This window comes from Klebsiella quasivariicola (genome assembly GCF_002269255.1).
Lineage (GTDB): Bacteria > Pseudomonadota > Gammaproteobacteria > Enterobacterales > Enterobacteriaceae > Klebsiella > Klebsiella quasivariicola.
In genome coordinates, this window is the sequence record NZ_CP022823.1 from 276,070 (window position 1) to 300,144 (window position 24,075).

Here is a 24,075-nt window from a genome sequence, read left to right on the forward strand (position 1 = left end):
GCCAGAACGCGCTGAAAATGTCTGATCACTCGCCATGCTGCGGTTATTGGCTTAATGAATAGATTATTATATAGATATTTTGCTGAATAACTGGTTGATCACACTAATTGAATGGCTTATTTGCGGATTGAAGTTCTGTTACGCGTCGGCGGAGGGCAGAAATAAAAAACGCCCGCATTGGGCGGGCGTCTGGCGCGTGGAAAAAGCGAAAATTATTCGTCTTCTTCGTCGCGCAGCGGGACGATCAGCATGTCGACATGAACGGTGTTGATCAGCTGGCGGGCAGAGGACATCAGCTTGCTCCAGAAGTCCTGATGATGGCCGCAGACCACCAGGTCCATATCGTATTTTTTAATCGCATCGACCAGCACCTGGCCGAGGTCGCCGCTGCCGCTCAGGGTCTCGGTGATCGGGTAGCCCGCGTTGGTTGAGAGCTCGGTCAGCGCGTGATGGGTCTCTTCGGAGATGCGTTTCTGCATATCGCCGAGGTTAACGTCAATCAGCCCGGTGTAGAGGTCGGAGTAGTTCACATCCACGTGGATCAGGGAGACTTTCGCGTTATACGGGCGGGCCATAGAAACGGCTTTTTCAACCAGTACTTTACTCTCCGGGGACAGGTCTACTGCAATAAGAATATGTTTGTAAGCCATAGTATTACTCCTTCCATAAGTTTGTCGATGACCATTGGACCTGACAGCTGGCGCTGCCGTTTCGCCCGCGTCCTGCGTGCTACATTCGCGGGAGGGTAGCCTTTAAGGACTTCATTGTTGAAGATATTTCTTACCTTATAGCGCCCCCCGCACTCCGTCAATGCACTGGGTTCACCTAAAAGTTAAACAAATTTATCCGTCTTACGTATTGATAACGAATAACCTTGTGGTAAAAAAATTAATGGATCTCCTACACTATTTAATGAGCCGGTCGGGAAAATAAATGTGATCGGAATCGCACTCTTTACGGTATTGTCGTGGGTTATTTGGGGAGCGGTAGCCGCGGAGGGGTTCTCCGTGGGCGGGTCGCCGGGGAGGAGGTATGATCAGCACTATTGCGCTGTTTTGGGCCCTGTGTGTCGTTTGTGTGGTGAATATGGCACGCTACTTCTCATCGTTGCGTGCATTATTGGTTGTGCTACGTGGTTGCGATCCCTTGCTCTATCAGTACGTCGATGGCGGCGGCTTTTTTACCTCGCACGGGCAGCCCAGCAAACAGATGCGGCTGGTGTGGTATATCTATGCCCAGCGCTACCGTGACCATCACGATGATGAATTTATTCGTCGCTGCGAACGTGTCCGTCGCCAGTTTATCCTGACCAGCGCCCTGTGCGGTCTGGTGGTGGTGAGCCTGATTGCGCTGATGATCTGGCACTAACGACATCTTCGGATAAAAAAACGGGCCAGCAAGCTGACCCGTTTTGATCGAATGACGTTTAAATCAGTTTCAGGGAGAGCCAGTAAAGGACGCCTGAAAGGATAATCGCTGCCGGCAGGGTCAGTACCCAGGCCATCAGAATGCTGGTCACCGTCTTTTTCTGCAGACCACCGCCATCCACCAGCATCGTCCCCGCAACAGAGGAGGAGAGCACGTGGGTGGTAGAAACCGGCATCCCGGTGTAGCTCGCCAGACCGATAGAGACTGCGGCGGTCATCTGGGCCGACATCCCCTGGGCATAGGTCATGCCTTTCTTACCAATCTTCTCACCGATGGTGGTCGCCACGCGGCGCCAGCCGATCATGGTGCCGATACCCAGCGCCAGCGCGACCGCCATAATAATCCAGATTGGCGCGTACTCGATGGTGCTCAGCATGTCGGTTTTCAGTTTCTTCAGCAGACGCTGGTCGTCAGCGCTCACGTCCGGCAGCTTCGCCACTTTGTCGGTGGTGTCGGAGATGCAGAGCATGATGCGACGCAGCTGGCCGCGCTGTTCCGGTTTTAGCGACTCGTAGTTCTCAACGCCGGTCAGCATGATTTTCACGCGGTCAAGAGCGTTGATGGTGTTCGCCGGATGGCAGTGGAACTCGCCGTTGGCCGCGGTATTGGTATCCGGAGAAGGAACCAGCTGATCGACACCGGTGGCTTTTTTCAGCAGTTCAGGGCGCTGCTGGAAGAAGGTTTCCACGTTGTTGACCGCATCGCGGGTACGGGTGATTTCGTAACCAGAGGCATTCATATTCACCACGAAGCCCGCCGGCGCGACGCCAATCAGTACCAGCATCACCAGACCAATGCCTTTCTGCCCATCGTTAGCGCCGTGAGAGAACGACACGCCGATAGCAGAGAGGATCAGTGCGATACGGGTCCAGAACGGCGGCTTTTTCTTGCCGTCTTTCTTTTCACGTTCCGCGGGAGTCAGGTGGATACGTGCCCGTTTTTTGGTTCCGCTCCAGTAGCGACGCAGCAGGAAAATCAGGCCGCCCGCGATCACCAGGCCGACGATGGGCGAGATGATAAGCGAAGCAAAAATACCGATGACTTTCGGGATATTCAGCGCATCAACCACGGAGGTGCCGGTCATCAGCGCGTTGGTTAAACCAATGCCGATGATGGCGCCAATCAGGGTATGAGAACTGGAGGCCGGAAGACCGAAGTACCAGGTGCCGAGGTTCCAGATGATTGCCGCCAGCAGCATAGAGAACACCATGGCGAGGCCATGCGCGGAACCCATGTTAAGCAGCAGATCGGTCGGCAGCATATGCACGATGGCATAGGCTACGCTGAGACCACCCAGCAGAACGCCGAAGAAGTTGAAGAGCGCTGCCATCGCTACCGCGAGCTGCGACCGCATGGCGCGAGTGTAGATAACCGTAGCTACCGCGTTTGCGGTATCATGGAAACCGTTAATCGCTTCGTAGAACAGTACAAAAGCTAAAGCAAGCAATAATAATAGTCCGGTATGTAAATCCAGACCGGCAAATAAATGTAGCATAGGACGTTACGCCATTTTGAGGACATGAACGCGGCGCATTATCAGTGACTTTAGCGGCGCGGGCAAAGTGAAATATAGACTTTTTTTGATTTTCTTCCTGTTTAGGTTTTACCCTGTTGGGAGTAATCCTATATCTTTCAATGATGTATCTAATGCGGGATTTTTCCCGCTGGTGTGACCAGAGTGAAATATTTACAAAACCCGACAATTGGGGAACGAGGAATGCGGTGTGGAAAGGTTTGATGCCATTGTTGTTGGCGCCGGAGCGGCGGGAATGTTTTGCGCAGCGCAGGCGGGCCAGCTCGGCTGCCGCGTCCTGCTGCTCGATAATGGCAAAAAGCCGGGGCGAAAAATTCTGATGTCCGGTGGCGGCCGCTGCAACTTTACCAACATGTATGTTGAGCCCGCGGCGTATCTCAGCCAAAACCCGCATTTTTGCAAATCTGCGCTGGCGCGCTACACCCAGTGGGACTTTATCGAGCTGGTCGGTAAATATGGCATTGCCTGGCACGAGAAAACCCTCGGCCAGCTGTTTTGTGATGATTCGGCGGAGCAAATCGTCAATCTGCTGCTGGCGGAATGCGAAAAGGGCGGTGTGCAGATCCGTCTGCGCAGCGAAATCCTCAGCGTGGAGCGCGATGAACAAGGCTACCGGCTACAGGTGAACGGCGAAACGCTGATGACCAAAAAGCTGGTGATCGCCTCCGGCGGTCTGTCGATGCCAGGACTCGGCGCCTCGCCGTTTGGCTATAAAGTCGCCGAGCAGTTCGGCCTGAAGGTGCTGCCGACCCGCGCGGGACTGGTGCCGTTTACCCTGCATAAGCCGCTGCTCGAGCAGCTGCAAGTGCTTTCTGGCGTCTCGGTGCCTTCTACCATTACCGCCGAGAACGGCACCCTGTTCCGCGAGAACCTGCTCTTTACCCACCGCGGTCTTTCCGGGCCGGCAGTGCTGCAAATTTCCAGCTACTGGCAGCCCGGCGAGTTCGTCACCGTCAATCTGCTACCGGACTGCAATCTTGAGGACTTCCTTAACGAGCAGCGCAGCGCGCATCCCAACCAGAGCCTGAAGAACACCCTGGCGATGCAGTTGCCGAAGCGGCTGGTGGAGTGTCTGCAGCAGCTGGGACAAATACCTGATGTGACGCTCAAGCAACTTAACGTTCGCGATCAGCAGGCGCTGGTGGAGACGTTAACCGCCTGGCGCGTGCAGCCGAACGGCACCGAAGGTTACCGGACGGCGGAGGTGACCCTCGGCGGCGTCGACACCAACGAGCTCTCGTCGCGTACCATGGAAGCGCGTAAGGCGCCGGGTCTCTACTTTATCGGCGAAGTGATGGACGTCACCGGCTGGCTCGGTGGGTATAACTTCCAGTGGGCGTGGTCAAGCGCCTGGGCCTGTGCGCAGGCGCTGGTGGAAGGGTAATCTACGCGTCCGGGCGCCCTGGTGCCCGGACGTATATGATCAGTTCAACCCAAGAAAATACTGGGCGATTTTGAAATAGATAATCAGCCCGGTGCCGTCAATCAGCGTAGCGATAAACGGCGCGGAAACCACCGCCGGGTCGATGCCGATCCGCTTAAGCACCATCGGAATGACCGAGGAGACGATCGCGCTCCACAGGGTAATGCACACCAGCGTCAGGCTGACGATCAGCGTGATTTCCATGCCAATCCCCATCATCCACGCGCGCAGGCAGCCCGCCAGCCCCAGGGTCAGCGCAATCAGAAATGAGGTCGACACCTCTTTGCGGATCACCCGTCCCATATCGCGCAGTCGCACTTCCCCCAGCGCCATCGAGCGCACCAGCGTCGAGGTGATTTGCGTTCCGCTGTTGCCGCCGGTGCCGATCAGCAGCGGAATAAAGAAGGCCAGCGCGATGGCCGATTCCAGCGCCTCTTCGAAATGCTGCAGCACGCTGCTGGTATAGGCTTCGGCCACGAACAGCAGCAGCAGCCACACCGAGCGCTTCTTCCACAGCGTCCAGGGGCTGATTTCCAGGTACGGTTTTTCCAGCGGCAGCGTCGCCCCCTGCAGCTGGGCGTCTTCGGTGACGTCGTCCTCCAGCAGATGGGCAATTTCTTTTTCCATCAGGCAGCCGACCAGCTCGCCTTTATCGACGACGGGTACCAGATCGAGGCCGCGCTCGCTGAGCTCGGCAATCACCTGCGGGCGCTCATCGCCAGGTTTAACGCGGAACAGGCAGCTGTCCATCAGGTAGCGAATAGACTGGCCTACCTCTGCCTCCTGCAATAGTTTTTTGACTGATAAGCTGCCGCGCAGCTTGTTACCGGCGACGACAAATACCTGGCCGGGAATATCATCGCTGGCCAGCTGGGAGATAAAGTGCTCCCGCGCCTCATGGACGCTGAGATGTTCCTGCAGCGTAATAAAATCGGTACGCATGTACTGGGCGATCGCATCGCCGTCGAAGCCAGAGGTCGCCTGATGGGCGGCGCAGAGTTGAATGGAAGACATGATTAAAATCCCTATAAAAAATCACTCATAGGGGCGAACAAGACAGGGTTAGCGCAGGCAGATCCCTACGTCCTGGTTTTAGCACTGCATAACGTATCTGAACGGTTATGACCGCCAGAAGTTACCTTGGCAACACCTTGATTCGATGGAAGCCTGTATTTCCCTGAGTGGTCTCTCTCGATACCAACAGGGCGGTAACTTGTATTTATGCAGGAGCCTCGCCATAACGAGATCGTTAAATGAGGCGCCATTATTGGCGGAGCGGGATAATTAACAAAGCGTATAATTTATGTGGTTTATCAACTGTTGATAAACAAACTTCATCAGAATTTGGCTTGACTTCATCTTGTGCTATCATTAGCTTGACTTCAATGGATGAAGTCATGGGGCAGGGCGATGGAGCAGCAGGTTTTATCTTTACGTAATAAACAGCGCCACACGTTGGAGCAACTGTTTAAAACCCCTGTCCCACAGGGCATTAAATGGGCCGACATTGAATCGCTAATTAAAGCGTTAGGCGGGGAGATTAAAAAAGGACGCGGCTCGCGCTGTAAATTTTTGTTGAACCACAGCATTGCCAGCTTTCACAGGCCTCATCCTTCGCCGGATACCGACAAAGGCGCCGTGGAGAGCGTGCGCGATTGGTTAATCACTATAGGGGTAAAACCATGATCAAACCTAAAACGCCAAACTCAATGGAGATTGCCGGCCAGCCTGCCGTTATCAATTACGTGCCTGAGCTCAATGCATTCCGCGGTAAGTTCCTCGGATTATCAGGATATTGCGATTTTGTTTCCGATAGTATTCAAGGGTTACAACAGGAGGGCGAGATATCATTACAGGAGTATCTCGCAGATTGTCATGAAGCGGGGATTGAGCCTTATGCTCACCCGGAAAAGATGAAAACCTTCACGCTGCGCTATCCTGAGTCATTTGGCGAGCGTCTTAGCTCCGCCGCTGCGGAGGAGCAGGTTTCCGTAAATACCTGGATCCTTGAGACGCTCAATGAACGTCTCAAACAGGCTTAAAACAGTATGCAGCAGCTCGCCATCGTTTTAATTTTCATCCGCTAAACACTGCAAATGCCCATGGCGCACGCCGCGCTGGGCAATCACGTCGTCGGCAAAATGCTGTACCTCGGCCATGTCACCTTTCAGCACCGCAATCTCCAGGCAGTCGTCATGACTGATATGCACATGCAGCGTGGCGACGGAGAGATCGTGATGATGATGCTGGGTGGCCACCAGCCGGCTCGCCAGTTCGCGTTTCTCATGTTCATACACATACGACAGAACGGCATACCCGCGCCGTGATTCCGGCGACGGAGGATCCTGGTTGAGGGCGTCGCGCAGAATATCGCGTACCGCCTCCGAACGGTTGTGGTAGCCGCGGCGGGCGCTGAGCGCATCGAGGGCGGCCAGCAGATCATCATCAAGGGTCAGGGTTACGCGCTGCATGGCATGGCCTCGTTAAGCAGAGTGGCAGGAAAAGGGGGGAGCACCGCCTGCTGGAGCGCTTGTCCGGCAGGAGAGCGCAGGCGCAGCGGTAAGCTGACCGTCGCGGTTTCGACGATGCGCCCCTGCTCCATCACCAGCACCCGCTGGCAAAAGCGCTCTACCAGCCGCAGGTCGTGGGTGATGAACAGGCAGGCGGTGTCAAACTGCGCCTGCAGGCGTTTGAGCAGGGCGATAATCTCCGCCTGCAGCAGCAGATCAAGATTCGATACTGCTTCATCCAGGATCAACAGCTGCGGCCGCACCGCCAGGGCACGTGCCAGGCAGACGCGCTGCAGCTGTCCGCCGCTGAGCTGCGCCGGGCGCTTATCGAGCAGCGACGGCGCGAGGTCGACGGCCAGCAGCATCTCTTCCACCCGCCGCGCACGCTCCTCACGCGACAGGCGCAACAGATGGCGCAGCGGCTCGCTGACGATCTCGCGCACCGTTTTTCGCAGATTCACCGCGCTGAAGGCATCCTGAAACACCAGCTGAATATCACGGCGGAAGGCGCCCATGGCTTCGCCCTTGAGGGCGGTCAGCGGCGTGCCGCGCCAGGCAATATCGCCGTGCTGCGGCGTTTCCAGACCCACCAGCATCCGTGCCAGAGTGCTTTTCCCACAACCGCTGCGTCCGAGCAGGGCCACCGTTTCGCCGGGGGCGATGGCGAGTTGTATCTCATGCAGGACTCTGCCGTGGTGAGGGTAATCGTGGTTCACCCCGGTAGCGCTGAGTAGATTCATGCTGTTTTCTCCAGCCCGTACAGCGCCAGATGTGCGGCCAGCAGGCGCTGGCTCAGCGGGTGCCGCGGGGCGCTAAATAGCGTATTCACATCGCAGTGTTCAACGAGACGACCGTTCTCCATGACCGTCACATGATGCGCCAGCCGCGCCACGACGCCCATGTCATGCGTCACCAGCAGCAGACCCAGACCGCGTCTGGCGACAATATCCGCCAGCAGATCGAGGATGCGCGCCTGGGCGATAGCATCGAGATCGGTCGTCGGCTCGTCGGCGATGATAAAGGGCGCGCGGCTGAGCAGGGCGAGAGCGACCATCATCCGCTGCAGCATGCCCCCGCTCATCTCAAAAGGGTAGCGCTTCAGCAGTACGTGCGGATTGTCCAGGCCGACCTCCTCCATCGCTGCCAGCAGCACGGTATCGTTCGCTTCGCGCCCCGCCGCGCGGCAGGTTTCCCGGGCGTGGGCGGCCATGGTCTGCAGCGGGTTAAAGGCGCTGCGCGGATTCTGCATGATGGTGGCGATGGTCGCGCCGCGCAGCTGTTCGCCGTATACCGGAATGCCGTCGAGCAGCACCCGGCCGGCGGTCTGCCTGACGCCGGGCGGCAGCAGGCCCAGCGCGGCGGCGCAGGTCAGCGATTTTCCGCAGCCACTGCTGCCGAGCAGCGCCAGCACCTGCCCGCGGCGCAGGGTGAAGGAGACGTCGCTGACCAGCGGGCGGTCGGCGGCAAGCGAGATCTGTTCCAGTTGGATCTTCTGCGGCATCAGTGGCTATGCTCCGCGATCAGGTGGGGATCGAGGCGATCGCGCAGCGCGTCGCCCAGCAGGTTAAAGGCCATCACGCTAATGAACAGCGCCAGTCCCGGCCAGACCATTTGCAGCGGCTGCGTCCAGATATACTGCCGGGCGTCGTTGATCATCACTCCCCATTCCGCCGTCGGCGCGCTGACGCCGAGGCCGAGGAACGACATGCCGGCCACGTGGAGCATCATATGGCCGATATCCAGCGAGGCGAGCACCAGCAGCGAGGGGATCACCGCCCCGGCCAGGTGGTCGCTGAACAGTCGCCAGCGGCTGGCGCCGCTCAGGCGGGCGGCGAGGATAAACTCACGCTGGCGCAGAGAGACCACCAGGTTACGTACCATTCTGGCGTACCAGGCCCAGTGTGACAGCGCAATGGCGAGGATCACATTGGTCAGCCCGGTGCCCAGCACCCCCACCATAAAGAACGACAGGATCGAGGTTGGAAAGGTCATAAACAATTCGGCGAGGCGCATCAGACCGCGATCGGCGCGGCCGCCCAGCAGCCCGGCGCTGCCGCCGACCGCCAGGCCGATCAGCAGCACCAGCAGCAGACAGGCCATCACCGCCCCCAGCGAAACGCGGGTGGCGGCCAGCAGGCGTGAGAAAATATCCCGGCCAAGATGATCGGTGCCGAGCCAGTGCGCTGCGCCCGGCGGCAGCAGCCGCTGTTGCAGGTCAATCGCCGCCGGATCCCAGGGCAGCCACCAGCCGCTGCCGATGGCGATAACGGCCAGCAGTGCGATGACCAGCATGGCCAGTTTTACCGGCCAGCGAAAGCGTTGTAGCCATCTCATGCGCTCACCTCCTCATGGCGGCGCAGGCGCGGGTCGAGCGCCGCGTTAAGCACATCTACCGCCAGATTAGCCAGCACGAACACCGTCACCATCATCAGGGTAAAGCATTGGATCACCGGGTAATCGCGATTGAAAATCGCGGAAACCGCGTAGCGGCCGACCCCGGGCCAGGCAAAGATATTTTCGATAATCATGGTGCCGCCGATCAGCTCGCCAATGTGCATGCCCATGGCGGTCACCACCGGCAGGGTGGCGTTGCGCAGGATATGTCGGCGCTCCACCTGGCGTGCGCTTAATCCGCGCAGCCGCGCCCACACCACGTGACGCTGACTGGCGGCGTCCAGCATGCTGGCGCGCAGCAGGCGGGCGTTGATCGCCAGCGACATAAAGGCGATGGAGACAGCGGGCAATATCAGGTGCTGCCAGTCGCCATACCCCATCGCCGGGAGCCACTGCAGATGTACGGAAAAGAGCATCACCAGCAGAAAGGCCAGCCAGAAGTTCGGCATTGAGACACCGAGAAAGGCAATCAGCCGTACGACATAGTCCGGCAGGCGATCGCGATGGCGCGCCGCCCAGATGCCCAGCGGCAAGGAGGTGACGAGGATCAGCGCCAGCGCCGCGCCGGTGAGCAGCAGGGTGGCTGGCAGGAAGTGCAGCAGGTCATCCAGTACCGGGCGCTGGGTGGCATAGGAGAGACCGAAATCCAGGTGCAGCGCCCGCCACAGCCAGTGCAGATACTGCATCGCCAGCGGCTGGTTGAGCCCCAGCAGCTCGCGGGTCGAGGCTACCATCTCTTCAGTGGGCGGCAGGTTCGACAGGCGTAAATAATCCAGCGCCGGGTCGCCGGTGCCGAGCCGCAGCAGCAGAAAGATGATGGCGGAGGCGGCGAGCAGCAGCGGGATCAGCAGCAGCAGGCGGCGTAAAATATAGCGTAGCATTATGGCGTTACCGGGTTAATCTGGTCGAAAGGGATCTCGGTAGTCACCGGGGCGAACGGGATCTCCCCGACCTCCTGGTGCGCAACCGACATCAGCGAGACATAGCTGATGGGCAGATACACCGCGTCCTGATGCAGGCGGGTCAGCACATCGTGGTACAGTTTTCTCCGCAGCGCCTCGTCCCCGGTGGTCAGCACTTCGCTAATCTCTTTATCAATCAGCGCCTTGTCCGGCAGGCCTCGCTGGGCCTGGTAATCCGCATGCGACGGCACGCGCATCGAGCTTAAAAAGGCATGCGGATCGTAGGGCGCCCCCCAGGTGCGATTGAAGATCATGCCGAAGCGGCCTTCGCGCTGGCGGGCGTAGATGCTGCTCTCCTCCTCGCCCACCAGGGTGACCTGGACGCCGACCTGCCGCAGATTGGCCTGAATAATTTCGGCCATTGATTTAGCCAGCGCGTCGGTGCCGATAAACGCCAGCTCAATTGCCAGCGGTTGCCCGGCTTTTTGTCGCCAGGGCTGGCCTTCCGGCTGCTGCCAGCCGGCCTGCTCCAGCAGGGCGCGGGCTTTTGCCGGATCGTAACGGCGCGGCGTCAGATCCTGCGGCGCGTAGGGGACCGAGGGGGCAAACAGGGTGTCGGCAACCTGCTGGGTGCCGTAGAGCACGCTATCGACGAGGGTCTGTTTGTCGACGGCGTAGTTGAGCGCCTCGCGAACCGCCTGCTCGCGGGTCGGCCCCTGGCTGGTATTTAGCGCCAGCATCACCGTCTCCGCCGGGGCGGACAGACGAGCCACGTAGCCGGGGTGATGGCGAAAACGCTCGAAGGTGTCCAGCGGCAGCAGCCCTTCATCGCCGTAAAGCATATCGATTTCCCCGGTTTCGAACGCCACCGCCCGGCTGGTAGCGTCGGGGATCACCTTGATGGTGATTTGCTGCAGCGCGGGTTTGCGACCCCAGTAGTGTTCATTGCGTACCAGCACATCGCGCTGATTGAGCTGCGAGCTTGCCAGCCGCCACGGGCCGGTGCCGATCGGGGCTTTAATGCCTCTGGCGGTACCGCCATCGATAAACTGCGAGGGGGCGATAAAGCGGAACGGACGGGGCAGGGCCAGCTCTTGTAGTAAGGGCGCGTAGGCGCTTTTCAGGGTGATCTGCAGCTCAGTAGCGCTGAGTGCCCGCACGTCGGTGATCTGATTGGCGAGCTCAAGCCAGGCATGGCGTTGGCGGTTGGCCAGCACAGCCTGGAAATTGGCTACCGCGGCCTGGGCGTTAAACGGTTCGCCATTGGAGAACGTCACATCGTCGCGCAGGGTAAACTGCCAGGTTTTACCATCGGCGGAGTGATGCCAGCGGATCGCCAGCCAGGGCTGTACGCTGCCGTCAGCCTGATACTTCACCAGCGGTTCATAAACCATGCTTTGGGCAAACATCTGGTTGGGTGTATAGAGATGCGGATTGAGCGGGCCGACGTTAACCGGCCAGGCGGTGGTGAGCTGGTGCTGTGCGGCCTGAGCCAGTAAAGGGACGCAGGCAACCAGCGCCAGCAGGGTGAGGCGGATAGTAGACAAGACGGTGATCTCAGCGACAGGAAAGTATGACGATTTTAGTGATTCATCATACTTTGGGAGTAACCTGGATCAATATTGCGCCGGAAAGTATAAGAAAATCGTATCATTGCGCGCGGGCGGCAGGCGCCACCTTATCCCTCAGGGCGCGCGGAACAGCTCCAGCAGCGTGGCCACCTGTTCGTCGATCGGCGCCAGGTCCCGCTTAACGATCAGGTGCAGCGGCGTCGCGCGGCGCGCGCCGTGGCTGAGGGGCAGCCGCTTCAGCACGCCCTGGTCGAGATGGGGGCGAATGCGCTCCTCCGGCAGCCAGCCGAACCCGACCTGATACATCACCGCATCAATGGCGGCGTCAATGGTGGAGAAGGTCCAGGCGTCACGCGTCGCCTGGCCGTCGCCGGTCTGGTCGGCAATGCGCACCAGCGGCCACGGCGCCAGCGCGCTATCCTCCAGCGGCCCGTCGAGCGCGGTGAGAGGATGGTCGCGGTGGGCGACGGCGATGAAATCAATATTCATCAGCCACTCTCCGCGGCCGGTAATATCCTGGCGGCGGGTCAGCACCATCACATCGGCTTCCGTCCGCGCCGCGCTCTCGTCATCAACGTTTTCCAGCACTTCGGTGAGTCTGACCTGGGTCTGCGGATAGCGCTGCTGAAACTGACGCAAAATCGCGAACAGCCGCTGACGCGGGAAAATGCTGTCGACCACCAGATCCAGGCGGGTGCGCGCCCCGTTACGCAGGGTGGCGGCGTGCGTCTCGACGTAGGCAAAAGCCTGCAGCAGCGGTTTGACCTGATTCAGCAGTAGTTCACCCGCGGGAGTGAGCACTGCCCGCCGGCCGGACGGCGCCAGCAGCGCCACGCCTAAGCGCTCCTGCAGCAGCGCGAGGTTATAGCTCACCGATGACTGACTGCGGTTGGTCTCCTCCGCCGCTCTGGCAAAGCTCCCCAATTCCACTACCTTTTCGAGTAACGCCCACTGCTCCAGGGTTGTCTTGTGCATAATCAATCTAAAATTTGGATGTATTTAATCCAAACATAGCGTTATTCATTCATTTTTTAAAGACGTATGCTGTCCTCAACAAAACAGAGGAGAATAAATGATGAGCACTTTCGACAAACATGACCTCAGCGGCTTTATCGGTAAACATCTGGTCTACACCTACGACAACGGCTGGAACTACGAGATTTACGTCAAAAATGGCCACACCCTCGACTACCGTATTCACAGCGGCATCGTCGGCAATCGCTGGGTGAAAGATCAGGAAGCGTACATTGTGCGGGTGGGGGAAAGTATCTACAAAATCTCCTGGACCGAGCCGACCGGCACCGACGTTAGCCTGATCGTCAACCTGGGCGACAAACTGTTCCACGGCACCATTTTCTTCCCGCGCTGGATCATGAATAACCCGGAAAAAACCATCTGCTTCCAGAACGATCACATTCCGCTGATGAATTCGTATCGCGATGCCGGCCCGGCCTACCCGACAGAAGTAATTGACGAGTTCGCCACTATCACCTTCATTCGCGACTGTGGCGCAGATAATGACGAGGTCATTAATTGCCCGGCGAGTGAATTGCCTGCGGATTTCCCTGCAAATTTGTAATTCAACAGCAATAAATTTGTGATCTGCACGAACATTTTGTCATTAAGCGTAACGATCGCTAATTAAAGTATTGTGTATTGGTTTAATTCCCGTTTACTTTCTGCTATTGCGTTCCTGTTTATTTCCGCTTAACAGGAACGCTTTCCTGTCATATCCCTGCCATAAAAAATTCCTATCATACTGTTTAGTAATGAGTTATTTCTTATTCTGAGAAAATATTAATTTCTTAATATTATCCTAAGCAAGGTCGACTACATTAATAGTGGTCGAAATACCCTGAAATGGAATGCCGCGCTGAACTCACTTCATTTTAATTTCGTTTAAGTCCGCAGGCGCAGGATATTTTATTCTAACGACCCTGATTTGTGCGTGGGTCATCTACAAAACAGGATGATGATGAGCGATTTTTTGCCGTTTTCGCGCCCGTCGATGGGCGACGCAGAGCTGGCTGCGCTGCGTGAAGTTTTAGCGTCGGGCTGGATCACCACCGGACCGAAAAATCAGGCACTTGAAGCGGCATTCTGCCAGCTGACCGGCAACCGCCACGCGATTGCCGTCAGTTCAGCGACCGGCGGGATGCATGTGACCCTGATGGCGCTGGGTATCGGCCCCGGCGATGAAGTCATTACGCCGTCCCAGACCTGGGTCTCCACTCTCAATATGATCTGCCTGCTGGGCGCCACGCCGGTGATGATCGACGTCGATAACGACAATCTGATGATCACCCCTGACGCGGTGGAAGCGGCGATCACTTCGCGTACCAAAGCGATAATTCCTGTGCACTACGCGGGCGCGCCAGCCGACATCGACGCCATTCGCGCGGTGGGCGAGCGCCACGGCCTTCCGGTGATCGAAGACGCCGCCCATGCGGCGGGGACCCACTATAAAGGCCGCCACGTGGGCTGGCAGGGGACCGCCATTTTCTCGTTCCACGCGATCAAAAACATGACCTGCGCCGAAGGCGGGCTGATTGTCACCGACGACGACGAGCTGGCCTCCCGCATCCGCAGCCTGAAATTCCATGGCCTGGGCGTGGACGCCTATGACCGCCAGACCCACGGCCGCGCGCCGCAGGCGGAGGTGATCACCCCGGGCTTTAAGTACAACCTCGCCGACATCAACGCCGCCCTGGCGCTGGTGCAGCTGGAAAAACTGAGCCACGCCAATCAGCGCCGGACGGAAATTGCTCAGCGCTACCTGCGCGAGCTGGCGGACACGCCGTTTACCCCGCTGACCGTCCCGGCATGGGATCACCAGCACGCCTGGCACCTGTTTATCATCCGCGTCGATGAGGCCGCGTGCGGCATCAGCCGCGACGCGCTGATGGAAAAGCTGAAGGCGATGGGCATCGGCACTGGTTTGCACTTTCGTGCGGCTCATACGCAAAAATATTACCGCGAACGCTTCCCTGAGGTTTCCCTGCCGAATACCGAATGGAACAGCGCCCGCATCTGTTCTCTCCCATTGTTCCCGGACATGACCGATGACGATGTCACTCGCGTTATCTCCGCACTGCGCCAGTTGTCAGGACGTTGATATGCTTACTTACCCTCCCGTGAAGAAGGTCTCGGTGGTTATCCCGGTTTATAACGAACAGGATAGCCTGCCGGAACTGCTTCGTCGTACGGATGCCGCCTGCGCCACGCTGGGGCGGCAATATGAAATTCTGCTGATCGACGATGGCAGCAGCGACGATTCTGCGCGCATGCTGACCGAAGCCGCCGAGGCGGAAGGTAGCCACGTCGTCGCCGTGTTGTTAAACCGTAACTACGGCCAGCACTCGGCGATCATGGCCGGCTTCAGCCATGTGACTGGCGACTTAATCATTACCCTCGACGCCGACCTGCAAAACCCGCCGGAAGAGATCCCGCGGCTGGTGGCGAAGGCTGATGAAGGTTACGACGTGGTGGGCACCGTGCGCCAGAACCGTCAGGACAGCATCTTCCGTAAAACCGCGTCGAAGATGATTAACCGCCTGATCCAGCGCACCACCGGCAAAGCGATGGGCGACTACGGCTGCATGCTGCGCGCTTACCGCCGCCATATCATCGACGCCATGCTCAACTGCCATGAGCGCAGCACCTTTATCCCGATCCTGGCGAATACCTTCGCTCGTCGCGCGGTGGAGATCCCGGTAATGCATGCCGAGCGCGAATTCGGCGACTCCAAATACAGTTTCATGCGTCTGATTAACCTGATGTATGACCTGGTGACCTGTCTGACCACCACGCCGCTGCGTCTGCTCAGCATTTTCGGCAGCGTGATTGCCCTGCTTGGCTTCGCCTTCGGCCTGCTGCTGGTGGTACTGCGTCTGGCCTTCGGCCCACAGTGGGCGGCGGAAGGGGTGTTTATGCTCTTCGCCGTGCTGTTCATGTTTATCGGCGCCCAGTTTGTCGGGATGGGCCTGCTCGGGGAGTATATCGGACGCATCTATAACGACGTGCGTGCGCGTCCCCGCTACTTTATTCAACGTGTTGTTCGCCAGCCGGAAACGGCATCTAAAGAGGAAGATCGTTCATGAAAGCCGTAGTCTTCGCTTATCACGATATGGGTTGCACCGGTATCCAGGCTCTGCTGGACGCCGGGTATGATATCGCTGCTATTTTCACCCACCCGGATAACCCTGGCGAAAACCATTTCTTTGGCTCCGTGGCGCGCCTTGCCGCCGAGCAGGGCATTCCGGTGTGGGCGCCGGAAGACGTGAACCATCCGCTGTGGATTGAACGTATCCGCGAGATGAAGCCGGACGTGCTGTTCTCCTTCTACTACCGCAACCTGCTGGGCGATGAGATCCTCAATCTGGCACCGAAAGGGGCGTTCAACCTGCATGGTTCGCTGCTGCCGAAATATCGTGGCCGTGCGCCGCTGAACTGGGTGCTGGTCAATGGCGAAAGCGAAACCGGCGTGACCCTGCACCGCATGGTTAACCGCGCGGACGCCGGCGATATCGTCGCCCAGCAGACCGTGGCGATTGGCCCGGATGACGCGGCCCTGACGCTGCACCGTAAGCTGTGCGCCGCTGCTACCGAGCTGCTGGGCCAGGCGCTGCCCGCGATCCTCGCCGGCACCACCGATGAACGTCCGCAGGATCACAGCCAGGCGACCTACGTGGGGCGTCGTACCCCGGAAGACGGCCGCCTCGACTGGGAGCAGCCGGCGCAGACTCTGCATAATCTGGTGCGTGCCGTCTCTGACCCGTGGCCAGGCGCCTTCGGCTACGCCGGGGCAAACAAGTTTATCGTCTGGAAATCCCGTGTTCGTCGCGATCTGCCGGCAGCCAAACCGGGGACCGTGATCTCCGTTACGCCGCTGATCGTCGCGTGCCAGGACGGGGCGCTGGAGATTGTCACCGGCCAGACCGAACGCGGCGTGTACATGCAGGGCGCCCAGCTGGCGCAGGCCCTGGGCCTGGTGTCCGGGGCGGTGATCAGCAGCAAACCGGTGGTGGCGATTAAGCGCCGCACCCGCGTGCTGATCCTCGGCGTCAATGGCTTTATCGGTAACCATCTGACCGAACGCCTGCTGCAGGACGACAACTATGAGATTTACGGTCTGGATATCGGCTCCGACGCCATCAGCCGTTTCCTTGACTGCCCGCGTTTCCACTTCGTGGAAGGCGATATCAGTATTCACTCCGAGTGGATCGAGTACCACATTAAGAAATGCGACGTGGTGCTGCCGCTGGTGGCCATCGCCACGCCTATCGAATACACCCGCAACCCGCTGCGCGTGTTCGAACTGGATTTCGAAGAGAACCTGAAGATCATCCGCGACTGCGTAAAATACAATAAGCGCATCATCTTCCCGTCGACCTCGGAAGTGTACGGCATGTGCACCGACAAAAACTTCGACGAAGATAGCTCCAACCTGGTGGTGGGGCCGATCAACAAACAGCGCTGGATCTACTCGGTCTCCAAGCAGCTGCTGGACCGCGTGATCTGGGCCTATGGCGATAAGAACGGCCTGAAGTTCACTCTGTTCCGTCCGTTCAACTGGATGGGGCCGCGCCTGGATAACCTCAACGCCGCGCGTATCGGCAGCTCCCGAGCTATCACCCAGCTGATCCTCAACCTGGTGGAAGGGTCGCCGATCAAGCTCATCGAAGGCGGCAAGCAAAAGCGCTGCTTCACCGATATCAGCGACGGTATCGAAGCGCTGTTCCGCATCATCGAGAACAAAGACGGCCGCTGCGACGGGCAGATCATCAACATCGGCAACCCGGATAACGAAGCGAGCATCAAAGAGCTGGCCGAAATGCTGCTTGCCTGCTTCGAACGCCATCCGCTGCGCGATCGCTTCCCGCCGTTCGCCGGCTTCCGCGAAGTGGAAAGCAGCGATTACTACGGGAAGGGCTACCAGGACGTTGAGCATCGTAAGCCAAGCATCCGCAATGCCAAACGCTGCCTGAACTGGGAGCCGAAGGTCGAGATGGAAGAGACTGTCGAACACACGCTGGACTTCTTCCTGCGTACAGTTGAACTGGTGGACGATAAAAATCCATGAAACAGGTCGGCTTACGCATAGATGTCGATACCTTTCGCGGCACGCGGGACGGCGTTCCGCGGCTGCTGGACCTGCTGGGCCAGCACGGGATCCAGGCAAGCTTCTTCTTCAGCGTCGGGCCGGACAATATGGGGCGCCATCTGTGGCGCCTGATAAAACCGAAGTTTCTGTGGAAGATGCTGCGTTCCAGGGCGGCTTCGCTGTACGGCTGGGATATTCTGCTGGCCGGCACCGCCTGGCCGGGGCGCCGCATCGGCGCGGGTAATGAAGCGGTGATCCGTGCGACCGCCGAGTCTCATGAAGTCGGACTGCATGCCTGGGATCATTACAGCTGGCAGGCGTGGAGCGGTGTCTGGCCGCAGGAACGGCTGACGCTGGAGGTTGAGCGCGGCCTGCTCGAACTGGAACGCATCATCGGCCGCCCGGTCACCTGCTCGGCCGTCGCCGGCTGGCGCGCCGATCAGCGGGTGGTCAAAGCCAAAGAATCCTTCGATTTTCTCTACAACAGCGACTGTCGCGGCACGCGGCCGTTTCTGCCCCAGCTCGGCAGCGGCGTCTCTGGTACCGTGCAGATCCCGGTCACGTTGCCGACCTGGGACGAGGCGGTGGGCACGGCGGTGGATATCGCCGGCTTTAACCGCTACCTGCTGGACTGCATCCATCGCGATGCGGGCGTGCCGGTCTATACCATTCACGCTGAAGTGGAAGGCATTGCCTACGCCGATCAGTTCAATGAACTACTGACCATGGCGGCGGAAGAAGAAATTCAGTTTTGCCCACTGAGCCAGCTGCTGCCCGCTGACTTTAGCGAGCTGCCCTCAGGCAAAGTGGTTCGTGGTGAACTGGCTGGCCGGGAAGGCTGGCTCGGACGTGAACAATTACTGACTTCGGGTATTTGATGAAAAGCATTCGCTATGGCGTCTCTCTGATTGCGCTGTTTGCGCTGTATTATCTGCTGCCGCTCAATTTCCGTTTGCTCTGGCAACCCGACGAAACCCGCTACGCGGAGATCAGCCGTGAAATGCTGGCCACCGGCGACTGGGTGGTACCGCATTTTCTCGGGTTGCGCTACTTCGAAAAACCGATTGCCGGTTACTGGATCAACAGTATCGGTCAGTGGCTGTTTGGCCATAATAACTTCGGCGTACGCTTCGGGTCGGTCTTCGCCATCACCATGACCGCCCTGCTGGTGGCCTGGCTGGCGTGGCGGATCTTTCGTGATAAGCGGGTAGCTATCCTGTCGCCGATTATCTTCCTCACTGCGATGCTGGTGTATGCGATTGGCACCTATGCGGTGCTGGACCCGATGATCACCCTGTGGCTGGCGTTGGCGATGTGCAGCTTCTGGGGCGCGACGCAGGCGCAGAGCCGCGGCGGCAAAATACTGGGTTACGTGCTGTTGGGCGTCGCCTGCGGTATGGGGGTGATGACCAAAGGTTTCCTTGCGCTGGCGGTGCCGGTGGTGGGCGTTCTGCCATGGGTGATCGCCCGTAAACGCTGGCGTGAAGTGCTGACCTACGGTTGGCTGGCGGTGGTCGTCTGTACGCTGGTGGTGCTGCCCTGGGGGCTGGCTATCGCCCAGCGCGAGCCGGACTTCTGGCGCTATTTCTTCTGGGTCGAGCATATTCAGCGTTTCGCCGAAAAAGACGCCCAGCATAAAGCGCCATTCTGGTACTACATCCCGTTCCTGATCGCCGGCAGCTTGCCGTGGCTGGCCCTGCTGCCAGGGGCGCTGAAGCGCGGCTGGCGTGAGCGCGATGAGGCCCGCGGCGCGCTGTATCTGCTCGGTTGGGTGGCGATGCCGTTCCTGTTCTTCAGTATTGCTAAAGGCAAACTGCCGACCTATATCCTGCCGTGCTTTGCGCCGCTGTCGATCCTGATGGCCCGCTACGCGCTGGAGGCGGCGAAGACCGGCGCGAAAGCGCTGCGCATCAACGGGATGATCAACCTGGGCTTTGGCCTGCTGGGGCTGATCGCCGTGCTGGTGGTCTCGCCCTGGGGCGTGATGCACAAGCCGGTATGGAGCAAGATTGAGCTGTATAAATGTCTGCTGGCGGCCATCGCCTTCGCCGTCTGGGCGCTGATGGGCTGGTTGGCGATGAAAGACGCTGGCCGCCGCTGGAGCCTCGCCGCGCTCTGTCCGCTCGGCCTGGCGCTGCTGGTGGGCTTCGCCATCCCGGACCGGGTTATCGACAGCAAACAGCCGCAGTTCCTCGTGGATATCGTCAGCGAATCCCTGCAGCCCAGCCGCTACGTCCTGACCAACAACGTCGGGATCGCCGGCGGCCTGGCCTGGGAGCTGAAGCGCAGCGATATTATTATGTTCGACAAACAGGGTGAGCTGAAGTACGGTCTCGACTGGCCGGATGCTCAGGGAAGCTTTGTCAGCCAGGCCGGTTTTGCCGACTGGCTGGCCGCGCACCGTCAGCAGGGGCCGGTCTCGCTGGTGCTGTTGATGGATAAAGGAGAGAGTATGGTCGACTTACCGTTACCGAAACCAGATAACGCCTATGAGCTGGGTCGGGTGGTCTTCCTTCAGTATCTGCCGCAATGAGCGTCTGGATCTGTCTGGTGTTCGCCAGCCTGCTGAGCTGCGCCGGACAACTCTGCCAGAAACAGGCGACCCGCCCGTCCCGTCGCGGACGGCGGAGTCGCCATATACTCTTCTGGCTGGGGATGGCGCTGTTATGCCTGGGCTGCGGCATGCTGCTGTGGCTGAGCGTCCTGCAGTCTATTCCGGTCAGCATCGCCTATCCGATGCTGAGCCTGAATTTCGTCTGGGTTACCCTCGCGGGCTGGGGCATCTGGCATGAGCCGGTCGCTCGCCGCCACTGGTTTGGCGTTGGGTTGATCGTCGTGGGCATCGTCATTCTGGGGACCAGCGTCTGATGGGCTTTCTCTGGGCATTATTCAGCGTCGGCCTCGTCAGCGCCGCGCAGTTGCTGCTGCGCAGCGCCATGTTGGCCTTGCCGCCGCTGACCGATATTATGGCATTTCTCCAGCATCTGCTGCATTTCCAGCCCGGCACCTTCGGCCTGTTTTTCGGCCTGCTGGGCTACCTGCTGTCGATGGTCTGCTGGTACTTTGCCCTCCATCGCCTGCCGCTGTCGAAAGCGTATGCCCTGCTGAGTCTGAGCTATATCCTCGTGTGGGCCGCCGCCATCTGGCTGCCCGGCTGGCATGAGCCGTTCTACTGGCAATCGCTGCTGGGCGTGGCGATCATCGTCGCCGGCGTATTGACCATCTTCTGGCCGGTGAAACGCCGCTAGCCGGGCAGCCGGCTTTTGGGGCGCCCCGGGCCGAGCAGGATCGCCAGCTTACTGCCCCCAACGGTAGTCTCCATCCAGATTTTACAGACGCTGGTTAACGGCACCGAGAGCAGCATGCCTACCGGCCCCAGCAGCCAGCCCCAGACCAGCAACGACAGGAACACCACCAGGGTCGACATTCCCAGCCGATGGCCCATCATGCGCGGCTCCACCATGTTGCCCAGCACCATATGCACCACCAGAAACAGCGCCCCGACCAGCAGACACTCATAGATGCCGCTGAACAGCAGCGCCTGCAGCATCGGGGGGATGGCCGAGATGGCGGAGCCAATGTTCGGCACATAGTTCAGCAAAAACGCCAGCACCCCCCACATCAGGGCGAACTGTACCCCCATCGCCAGCAGCCCCAGCCAGACAATCAGCCCGGTCCACAGGCTAATCAGCGTCTTCAGCGCCAGATAATGGGTGACGCCTTTCAGCGCCCGGTGCAATCCGGCGATATGCAGGCGCGGGTTATTGAGGGCAAAACGCAGTTTGTAGGGCAGGTGGCGAACCTCAAACAGCATAAAGATCACCGTCATCACCAGCAGCACGATGCTGGCCATCGCCCCGGAAAGCTGGGTCATCAGCGTCGTGGCCCAGGTCATCAGCCGTTCTGAATCCATGCGCCGCAGCATCCGCTCCGGATTGATATGCAGATTAAGGAAGGGGAGATACTCCTGGAGCTGGAGGATCTTGCGCGTCAGGGCACGGTTGAAATCGGGCAGCATGGCGACAAAGTCATTGAGCGACGCCGCCAGCACGCCGAGCAGCGCGGTGAGCATCACCAGCATCGCCGTCACCACCAGGGTAATGGCGAAAGGACGCCGCACCCCGCGACGAATGCACCAGGTCACCAGCGGGTTGAGGACAATAGCGAAAAACAGCGCCAGCAGCAGCTGCACCAGAATATCGGCGGCGGCGTGGATCCCGGCGAGGATAATCACTAACGCTGCCAGCTTAAGTAAAATATGGAGCCCGGCTTTATCAGCCTGCGGAGAGGACATAGGTATTCCTTTTTATGAGTCGCGCCAGATAAGTGTAGCGGTTCGCCGACTGCCAATATTCTGAAAGGAGGGCTGCTTTTCCGCCGACAGCGTGGTAATAGTGAAAGCTGATTGTCGAAATCTGGTGGAACCTGATGCCCGAACCCGTCGCCGAACCGGCGCTCAATGGACTGCGCCTCAATCTGCGGATTGTCTCTGTCGTCATCTTTAACTTTGCCAGCTATCTCACCATCGGCCTACCGCTGGCGGTGCTGCCCGGCTATGTGCATGATGTCATGGGCTTTAGCGCTTTCTGGGCCGGGCTGGTAATTAGTCTGCAATATTTCGCCACGCTGCTCAGCCGCCCGCATGCCGGGCGCTACGCCGACCTGCTGGGGCCCAAAAAGATTGTTGTCTTCGGTCTCTGCGGCTGTTTTTTGAGCGGTCTGAGCTATCTGCTGGCGGCCTGCAGCAGCGGCTGGCCACTGGTTAGCCTGCTGCTGTTATGTCTCGGGCGGGTGATCCTTGGAATCGGTCAGAGCTTTGCCGGCACCGGGTCGACGCTGTGGGGCGTCGGCGTGGTCGGTTCGCTGCATATCGGGCGGGTGATTTCGTGGAACGGGATAGTGACCTACGGGGCGATGGCGATGGGCGCGCCGCTCGGCGTGCTCTGTTACTCACGGATTGGCCTCAGCGGCCTGGCGGTGGTCATTATGGCGGTGGCGCTGGTGGCGATCCTCTGTGCGCTGCCCCGCGCGGCGGTGAAGGCAGCCAAAGGTAAAGCGATGTCGTTTCGCGCGGTGCTTGGCCGGGTCTTGCCCTACGGCATGGCGCTGGCGCTGGCCTCCGCTGGCTTCGGGGTGATCGCCACCTTTATCACGCTGTTTTATGACGCTAAAGGCTGGGACGGCGCGGCTTTTGCTCTGACGTTATTCAGCTGCGCGTTCGTTGGCACGCGGCTGCTGTTTCCTAACGGCATTCATCGCCTCGGTGGACTGAACGTGGCGATGCTCTGCTTTAGCGTGGAGATTATCGGACTGCTGCTGGTCGGCTTTGCCGATACGCCGCTGTTGGCGAAAATCGGTACTTTCCTTACCGGGGCGGGGTTCTCGCTGGTCTTCCCGGCGCTGGGAGTGGTGGCGGTCAAAGCGGTGCCGCAGCACAATCAGGGGGCGGCGCTGGCGACCTATACCGTGTTTATGGATTTGTCGTTGGGCGTTACCGGGCCGCTGGCCGGGTTGCTGATGGCGTGGACCGGGATCTCGATGATTTATCTCGCCGCGGCGGGGCTGGTGATGGCGGCGCTGCTGTTGGGCTGGCGGCTAAAAAAACGGCCCCCAGTTAGCGAACCGGAGGCCATCGCACCAGGCCAGTAATTACTGAATGGTGAGGGTGTTGATGATGCTTTCTGCTTCGGTCTGTGCCTGCTGCTGGTTGTCCGCCGGCAGGGTCACCTGCAGGGTCAGCAGTTTGTCATCCACTTTGCCAAGCAGTACGGAAGACCAGGCGGTCTGCCCCTTGGCGGAGATGATGCTGTCCAGCTGCTGCAGGGTATGGCCTTTAATCTCCAGCGATTTATTGCTCACCACCTGCAGCTGCGGGTCGCGGCTACGCTGCTGATCTTCCAGACGTTTCGCCAGCACCGCCAGATCTTCATTGGTGCTGTCGCCGACGATGACGATGACCGCTTTCTGGCCGGTAGCGTCAGAGTAGACGTGCATGTTGTTCGCCTGGGTACCCAGTTTGCCGCTCTGGTCGGCCATGCCCGCGGGCAGGGTGAAGCTCAGCTTGCCATCCAGCAGGCTGATTGCCTGGCCGCTGGCATTGCTCTCCGCTGCTGCGCCAACGGTTGGCGCTTTTGAATCGCTGTTATCGCAGGCGGCAAGCCCCATCACCAGCAGGCCAATACCGACATATTTAACCAAATTGCGCATTGA

General features: G+C 59.2%; 25 protein-coding genes and 1 riboswitch. Of the genes, 13 read left to right on the top strand and 12 right to left on the bottom strand.

All coding sequences use genetic code 11. The features are described 5' to 3' along the window. Window positions 1-212 precede the first annotated feature (212 nt). Window positions 213-650 (bottom strand): universal stress protein UspA, encoded by a 438-nt coding sequence (gene uspA / locus B8P98_RS01315; protein ID WP_004145166.1) that lies wholly within the window; start codon window positions 648-650, stop codon window positions 213-215. Window positions 651-1,032: 382 nt separating this feature from the next. Here uspA and uspB point away from each other — a divergent pair, with 382 nt between their 5' ends. Beyond that, the gene (gene uspB, locus B8P98_RS01320; RefSeq protein ID WP_002921203.1) at window positions 1,033-1,368 is read left to right on the top strand and encodes a universal stress protein UspB; all 336 of its coding nucleotides are present in this window, start codon (window positions 1,033-1,035) and stop codon (window positions 1,366-1,368) included. A gap of 58 nt (window positions 1,369-1,426) precedes the next feature. Here the strand turns inward: uspB and pitA are convergent, their stop codons facing one another. Next, window positions 1,427-2,923, bottom strand: coding sequence for an inorganic phosphate transporter PitA (gene pitA, locus B8P98_RS01325; RefSeq protein WP_025710729.1), 1,497 nt, complete (start codon window positions 2,921-2,923; stop codon window positions 1,427-1,429). A gap of 229 nt (window positions 2,924-3,152) precedes the next feature. On the opposite strand from pitA, the gene B8P98_RS01330 reads away from it, so the two are divergent. Further along, window positions 3,153-4,346: a BaiN/RdsA family NAD(P)/FAD-dependent oxidoreductase gene (locus tag B8P98_RS01330; RefSeq protein WP_025710730.1), complete on the top strand. Its 1,194-nt coding sequence runs from the start codon at window positions 3,153-3,155 to the stop codon at window positions 4,344-4,346. Window positions 4,347-4,385: 39 nt separating this feature from the next. Here B8P98_RS01330 and B8P98_RS01335 read toward each other — a convergent pair whose 3' ends face one another. Continuing rightward, window positions 4,386-5,399, bottom strand: coding sequence for a magnesium transporter (locus tag B8P98_RS01335; protein ID WP_025710731.1), 1,014 nt, complete (start codon window positions 5,397-5,399; stop codon window positions 4,386-4,388). Window positions 5,400-5,455: 56 nt separating this feature from the next. Then, window positions 5,456-5,637: riboswitch (M-box (ykoK) riboswitch) on the bottom strand. Window positions 5,638-5,795: 158 nt separating this feature from the next. On the opposite strand from B8P98_RS01335, the gene B8P98_RS01340 reads away from it, so the two are divergent. Next, window positions 5,796-6,071, top strand: coding sequence for a type II toxin-antitoxin system HicA family toxin (locus tag B8P98_RS01340; RefSeq protein ID WP_025710732.1), 276 nt, complete (start codon window positions 5,796-5,798; stop codon window positions 6,069-6,071). After that, the gene (locus B8P98_RS01345; protein WP_004181489.1) at window positions 6,068-6,427 is read left to right on the top strand and encodes a type II toxin-antitoxin system HicB family antitoxin; all 360 of its coding nucleotides are present in this window, start codon (window positions 6,068-6,070) and stop codon (window positions 6,425-6,427) included. The genes B8P98_RS01340 and B8P98_RS01345 overlap by 4 nt, the downstream gene beginning before the upstream one ends. Before the next feature lie 27 nt (window positions 6,428-6,454). Here the strand turns inward: B8P98_RS01345 and nikR are convergent, their stop codons facing one another. From nikR to B8P98_RS01380, 7 genes are all read right to left on the bottom strand, one after another. After that, on the bottom strand, window positions 6,455-6,856 hold the full coding sequence (gene nikR / locus B8P98_RS01350) for a nickel-responsive transcriptional regulator NikR (RefSeq protein WP_004181488.1): 402 nt from the start codon (window positions 6,854-6,856) through the stop codon (window positions 6,455-6,457). Then, window positions 6,844-7,635, bottom strand: coding sequence for a nickel import ATP-binding protein NikE (gene nikE / locus B8P98_RS01355; protein ID WP_080897539.1), 792 nt, complete (start codon window positions 7,633-7,635; stop codon window positions 6,844-6,846). The genes nikR and nikE overlap by 13 nt, the downstream gene beginning before the upstream one ends. Further along, a complete protein-coding gene (locus B8P98_RS01360; RefSeq protein WP_080897538.1) occupies window positions 7,632-8,396 on the bottom strand; it encodes a nickel import ATP-binding protein NikD in 765 nt (254 codons plus the stop codon). The genes nikE and B8P98_RS01360 overlap by 4 nt, the downstream gene beginning before the upstream one ends. Next, a complete protein-coding gene (gene nikC / locus B8P98_RS01365; RefSeq protein WP_025710735.1) occupies window positions 8,396-9,229 on the bottom strand; it encodes a nickel ABC transporter permease subunit NikC in 834 nt (277 codons plus the stop codon). The genes B8P98_RS01360 and nikC overlap by 1 nt, the downstream gene beginning before the upstream one ends. Beyond that, a complete protein-coding gene (gene nikB / locus B8P98_RS01370) occupies window positions 9,226-10,170 on the bottom strand; it encodes a nickel ABC transporter permease subunit NikB (RefSeq protein ID WP_023285608.1) in 945 nt (314 codons plus the stop codon). The genes nikC and nikB overlap by 4 nt, the downstream gene beginning before the upstream one ends. Beyond that, entirely contained in the window at window positions 10,170-11,738 is a 1,569-nt protein-coding gene (nikA, locus tag B8P98_RS01375; protein ID WP_025710736.1) for a nickel ABC transporter substrate-binding protein, read from the bottom strand. The genes nikB and nikA overlap by 1 nt, the downstream gene beginning before the upstream one ends. A gap of 138 nt (window positions 11,739-11,876) precedes the next feature. Beyond that, window positions 11,877-12,737 (bottom strand): LysR family transcriptional regulator, encoded by an 861-nt coding sequence (locus B8P98_RS01380; RefSeq protein WP_095032671.1) that lies wholly within the window; start codon window positions 12,735-12,737, stop codon window positions 11,877-11,879. 97 nt (window positions 12,738-12,834) lie between these two features. Between B8P98_RS01380 and B8P98_RS01385 the strand changes: the two genes are divergently transcribed. The 8 genes from B8P98_RS01385 (at window position 12,835) to arnF (ending at window position 21,113) form a co-directional block, all read left to right on the top strand. Beyond that, a complete protein-coding gene (locus B8P98_RS01385) occupies window positions 12,835-13,341 on the top strand; it encodes a phenolic acid decarboxylase (RefSeq protein WP_004181483.1) in 507 nt (168 codons plus the stop codon). A gap of 396 nt (window positions 13,342-13,737) precedes the next feature. After that, window positions 13,738-14,877: a UDP-4-amino-4-deoxy-L-arabinose aminotransferase gene (gene arnB / locus B8P98_RS01390; protein ID WP_025710739.1), complete on the top strand. Its 1,140-nt coding sequence runs from the start codon at window positions 13,738-13,740 to the stop codon at window positions 14,875-14,877. Between the two features lies 1 nt (window position 14,878). Then, window positions 14,879-15,862: an undecaprenyl-phosphate 4-deoxy-4-formamido-L-arabinose transferase gene (gene arnC, locus B8P98_RS01395; protein ID WP_002921035.1), complete on the top strand. Its 984-nt coding sequence runs from the start codon at window positions 14,879-14,881 to the stop codon at window positions 15,860-15,862. Continuing rightward, complete coding sequence (arnA, locus tag B8P98_RS01400) at window positions 15,859-17,844, top strand: bifunctional UDP-4-amino-4-deoxy-L-arabinose formyltransferase/UDP-glucuronic acid oxidase ArnA (RefSeq protein ID WP_025710740.1); 1,986 nt, start codon at window positions 15,859-15,861, stop codon at window positions 17,842-17,844. The genes arnC and arnA overlap by 4 nt, the downstream gene beginning before the upstream one ends. Continuing rightward, the gene (gene arnD, locus B8P98_RS01405; protein WP_095032672.1) at window positions 17,841-18,743 is read left to right on the top strand and encodes a 4-deoxy-4-formamido-L-arabinose-phosphoundecaprenol deformylase; all 903 of its coding nucleotides are present in this window, start codon (window positions 17,841-17,843) and stop codon (window positions 18,741-18,743) included. The genes arnA and arnD overlap by 4 nt, the downstream gene beginning before the upstream one ends. Next, window positions 18,743-20,398 (top strand): lipid IV(A) 4-amino-4-deoxy-L-arabinosyltransferase, encoded by a 1,656-nt coding sequence (gene arnT / locus B8P98_RS01410; protein ID WP_095032673.1) that lies wholly within the window; start codon window positions 18,743-18,745, stop codon window positions 20,396-20,398. The genes arnD and arnT overlap by 1 nt, the downstream gene beginning before the upstream one ends. After that, window positions 20,395-20,733: a 4-amino-4-deoxy-L-arabinose-phosphoundecaprenol flippase subunit ArnE gene (gene arnE, locus B8P98_RS01415; protein WP_004202083.1), complete on the top strand. Its 339-nt coding sequence runs from the start codon at window positions 20,395-20,397 to the stop codon at window positions 20,731-20,733. Before arnT ends, arnE begins: the two co-directional genes overlap by 4 nt. Beyond that, window positions 20,733-21,113 carry a 4-amino-4-deoxy-L-arabinose-phosphoundecaprenol flippase subunit ArnF gene (arnF, locus tag B8P98_RS01420; RefSeq protein WP_095032674.1) on the top strand — a complete coding sequence of 127 codons (381 nt, stop codon included), beginning with the start codon at window positions 20,733-20,735 and terminating at the stop codon, window positions 21,111-21,113. The genes arnE and arnF overlap by 1 nt, the downstream gene beginning before the upstream one ends. Here arnF and B8P98_RS01425 read toward each other — a convergent pair. Next, entirely contained in the window at window positions 21,110-22,159 is a 1,050-nt protein-coding gene (locus B8P98_RS01425; RefSeq protein WP_025710744.1) for an AI-2E family transporter, read from the bottom strand. The two genes, arnF and B8P98_RS01425, sit on opposite strands and share 4 nt — an antisense overlap. Before the next feature lie 134 nt (window positions 22,160-22,293). On the opposite strand from B8P98_RS01425, the gene B8P98_RS01430 reads away from it, so the two are divergent. Then, a complete protein-coding gene (locus tag B8P98_RS01430) occupies window positions 22,294-23,514 on the top strand; it encodes an MFS transporter (RefSeq protein ID WP_095032675.1) in 1,221 nt (406 codons plus the stop codon). Here the strand turns inward: B8P98_RS01430 and B8P98_RS01435 are convergent, their stop codons facing one another. Further along, window positions 23,515-24,072 (bottom strand): DcrB family lipoprotein, encoded by a 558-nt coding sequence (locus tag B8P98_RS01435; protein WP_025710746.1) that lies wholly within the window; start codon window positions 24,070-24,072, stop codon window positions 23,515-23,517. Between the last annotated feature and the right edge of the window lie 3 nt (window positions 24,073-24,075).